The sequence below is a fragment of the Bradyrhizobium sp. STM 3809 genome (assembly GCF_000239795.1).
Taxonomy (GTDB): Bacteria; Pseudomonadota; Alphaproteobacteria; order Rhizobiales; family Xanthobacteraceae; genus Bradyrhizobium.
Window position 1 is genome coordinate 1 of sequence record NZ_CAFJ01000072.1, and the last position, 3,848, is coordinate 3,848.

General features: G+C 65.6%; 2 protein-coding genes and 1 pseudogene. 2 read left to right on the plus strand and 1 reads right to left on the minus strand.

The genetic code is table 11. The features are described from left to right. The first annotated feature begins 899 nt into the window (after nt 1–899). Both flhA and BRAS3809_RS03510 read left to right on the plus strand, forming a co-directional pair. Nucleotides 900–3,029 carry a flagellar biosynthesis protein FlhA gene (gene flhA, locus BRAS3809_RS03505; protein ID WP_008960727.1) on the plus strand — a complete coding sequence of 710 codons (2,130 nt, stop codon included), beginning with the start codon at nt 900–902 and terminating at the stop codon, nt 3,027–3,029. A 371-nt stretch (nt 3,030–3,400) separates the two neighbouring features. Next, on the plus strand, nt 3,401–3,601 hold the full coding sequence (locus BRAS3809_RS03510; protein WP_008960728.1) for a hypothetical protein: 201 nt from the start codon (nt 3,401–3,403) through the stop codon (nt 3,599–3,601). A 131-nt stretch (nt 3,602–3,732) separates the two neighbouring features. On the opposite strand, the pseudogene BRAS3809_RS37725 reads toward BRAS3809_RS03510, so the two are convergent. Continuing rightward, a pseudogene (locus BRAS3809_RS37725) lies at nt 3,733–3,848 on the minus strand (anti-sigma factor); the annotation flags it as partial.

The following is a 3,848-nucleotide window of genomic DNA, read 5'->3' on the forward strand; positions in this document are numbered from 1 at the left end:
AGACGTGGGAGGTGGGATGCGATGGGCGCAGCGAATCGCAGCGTGGCTTCGGGCCGCGCGGACGAACGGTTTGTTGCGCACGGCGAAGTCGTGCGGTCCTGATACCCCGATGCTGGTATCCAGCGCAGGGCGCGCAAGCGCTCTGTCGCGACATGGTGGCCAAAGAGCCCGGCGCACCAGGGAGACCACGTATAAGCCGTTCCAACCGTCGCGCAGGGAAGGCCGGGTGTTCTCGGCCAGACCTGTGGTGACTGCCGCCTGCTTTTTTGCTGCAGGCGGGCCACGGGCGCGGCTGGCGCCCGGCCTTCCCTGCGCCCTCCACATGTCGAGGGCGGACCTGATGCACGACTCGGGCGCGATCCGCTGCGGGAGACGATCGCGCATGTCTGCGAGACGGAATGGCTCGTTGGCTGCCAGGTTGCAGCGCCAAGGGCCTCATGGTTCGAGACGCGCCGCAAGCGCGACGCTCCTCACCATGAGGAGATGGGTCCGAAGCCGGAGCCGCACATTGGTCATGCGCCGGGCACGTGTCGGAAGGACCAGGCGCCGGTTTACAGTTTTAAAACCCTGCGACCCGGCATCTCCCCTCACCCTGAGGAGACTGCCGAAGGCAGTCGTCTCGAAGGGCGAGGCCCGGATAGTGCGGCGTATCCGGCCTGCGGCAGGAGCGCGCATCGCCTTCTCGCGCAACCTTTCGTTAACCGCCGTTAACCGAACGCTAACCATCCACCGGGCAAAAATTGCCGGGTGGGAATGTGCGTGTCGTGGTTGGGTGCAGTTGACGGGGGAGAGCTTCCGTGGACGCCAGCGCGGTACCTCAGTTTCGAAACGGTGGTCCTGTGGCCGCCGCGCAGTCGTTTGGGGCCGGCAAACGCGGCCCGCGGGAAGGGGCGAAAGCCATGGTCGACGTCACGGCGGGGCAGGGGGCCGGGTCACCGGCCGGCGGTTTTTCGATCGGCGACATCAAGACGCTGATCCTGCGTGGCGACATCGCGCTGGCGCTCGGCATCCTCACCATCCTGGTGGTGCTGATCCTGCCGCTGCCGTCGATCGTGCTCGACCTGTTCCTGGCGATCTCGATCACGCTGTCGATCCTCATCCTGATGACCGCCCTGTTCATCCAGACCCCGCTGGAATTCTCGTCGTTCCCGACCATCCTGCTGATCTCGACGATGCTGCGGCTGTCGCTCAACCTGGCTTCGACCCGGTTGATCCTGTCGCGCGGCCACGAGGGCACCGATGCCGCCGGCCACGTCATCGAGGCATTCGGCAACTTCGTGATGAGCGGCAATTTCGTCATCGGCATTATCGTGTTCGCGATCCTGGTGACGGTGAACTTCGTCGTCATCACCAAGGGCTCGGGCCGTATCGCCGAGGTCGCGGCCCGCTTCCATTTGGACTCGATGCCCGGCAAGCAGATGGCGATCGATGCCGACCTGTCCGCCGGCCTGATCGACGAAAAGGTGGCCAAGGCCCGACGCAAGGAGCTGGAGGACGAAAGCGGCTTCTTCGGCGCGATGGACGGTGCCTCGAAATTCGTCCGCGGCGACGCCATCGCGGGCCTGCTGGTCGTGTTCATCAACATCGTCGGCGGCATCATCATCGGCGTCGCCCAGCAGGGCCTGGGCTTCGGCGAAGCGGCCCGCACCTACACCACCCTGACCGTCGGCGACGGCCTCGTCACCCAGGTGCCGGCGCTGATCGTCTCCACCGCGGCCGGCCTGCTCGTGTCCAAGGCGGGCGTCACCGGCGCCGCCGACAAGGCGCTGATCAGGCAGTTCTCGGGCTATCCGCAGGCGCTCGGCATGTCCGCGGCGGTCATGCTGGTGCTCGCGCTGCTGCCGGGCATTCCGACCATCCCGTTCCTGGCGCTCGGCGGCGGCGCCGCCGCGCTCGCGCTGAAGGCGCGCCGGCACAAGGAAGTGGCGAAGGCCCAGGAGGTCGCCGCAGCCGCCGCGCCCGCCGCAGCGGCGGCCCGCGCCGCGGCCGCCGAGGAGCCGATCTCCGCCGCACTCAAGATCGACGATCTCAAGATTGAGCTCGGCTACGCGCTGCTGCCGCTGGTCAACGCGCCCGATGGCACCGACCGGCTGACCGACCAGATCAAGGCGCTGCGGCGCTCGCTGGCGATCGAGATGGGGTTCGTGATGCCGTCGGTGCGCATCCTCGACAACGTCCAGCTCGAGGCCAACACCTACATCATCAAGATCAAGGAGGTCGACGCCGGCTCCGGCAAGATCTGGCCGAGCCAGTTCATGGTCATGGACCCCGGCGGCAACCAGGTCACGGTGCCCGGCATCCACACCACGGAGCCGACCTTCGGCCTGCCGGCCACCTGGGTCGACGCCGGCCTGAAGGAGGAAGCGACGCTCAAGGGCTACACCGTGGTGGATGCCGCGACCGTGCTGTCGACGCACCTCACCGAGCTGCTTAAGGCGAACATGAGCGACCTGCTCTCCTATGGCGAGGTGCAGAAGCTGCTGAAGGAGCTGCCGAAGGAGCAGAGCGAGCTGGTCAAGGACATCGTGCCGACACAGATCACGATCTCCGGCATTCAGCGGGTCCTGCAGCTGTTGTTGTCCGAGCGGATCTCGATCCGCGACCTCTCCACGATCCTGGAAGGCATCGCGGACGCGCTGGCCTTCTCGCGCAACCCGGCCACGATCGTCGAGCATGTCCGCGCCCGCCTCGCCCGCCAGATCTGCGCGCAGAACACCTCGCCGATGGGCTACCTGCCGCTGATCGCGCTGTCGCCGAAGTGGGAGCAGGCGTTTGCGGAATCGCTGATCGGCCAGGGCGAGGAGCGCAGCCTCGCGATGCAGCCCTCGAAGCTGTCGGAGTTCATGACCGCGACCCGCGACGCCTTCGAGCGCGCCGCGCGCGAGGGCGAGTCGCCGGTCCTGGTCACCTCGGCGTCCATCCGGCCGTTCGTCCGCTCGCTGGTGGAGCGCTTCCGCGCCCAGACCACCGTGCTGTCGCAGGCCGAGATCCACCCGCGGGCGCGGCTGAAGACGGTCGGAAGCGTGTAAGGGAAGGGCTCCGGAACCTGCGAGTCATTCCGAAGTTATTGAGTGCAGGACCGGCGCAGCAGGCCGGTTTTGCCGCTTTTCCAAGCAAACCCACCTGTGCTTTACCGCCACAGGCAACTGATTTCTTAATTTTGCGTTAGGTGGCTGATTTTTCCGCCGCAGACCGAACTAACCATCAAGCCTTTGTTTTCGAATGAATTATTCATGTTTAAGCTATCTGCGATCGCGAGGCATCACGCCTTATCACACGCTTGTGATGACCACTACGAAACGGAATCGAGGTTTCCTACGTTCTTGCAGGCGAGACGATGAACCGGAACGAGCCCGGCTCACACGAATCAGCGAAGGACGGAAGACGGCAGGAGGCTTCCATGAACCACTCGATTTACAGCGCGGATCGGACGACCCACCTCAAGATCGTGGTGGTTGCGCTCGTGGCTGGCATCGCAGTGGCCGGCCTCGGCATCTCGGCCCGCCTGAATGCGGAGCCGAACTACACGCAGACTGCAAAGGTGATCAAGGCCGGCAAGCCGGTCGCGGTGTCCAGTTCGGAGGCGTCGGTCGTTCGCTGACAGGAATTCCCGGAATTCACGCGGTTCTCACAGCCCCCCAACTGGCCGCGTGGATATGTAGTAGACCCAACCCCAAGTCGACTACCGAAAACGCCCGCTCCCCACGGGCGTTTTCTTTTTTCCGCTTTGCTTCACTTGCCCGGCGGCACGGTCTCGATCAGCTTGCCGGTGAAGACGATCGGCCCCGTGGCCTGCCCGGTCGGCGAGCCGCCCTCCGGCTCGACGGTCACGGCGTAGGTGGCGCGGC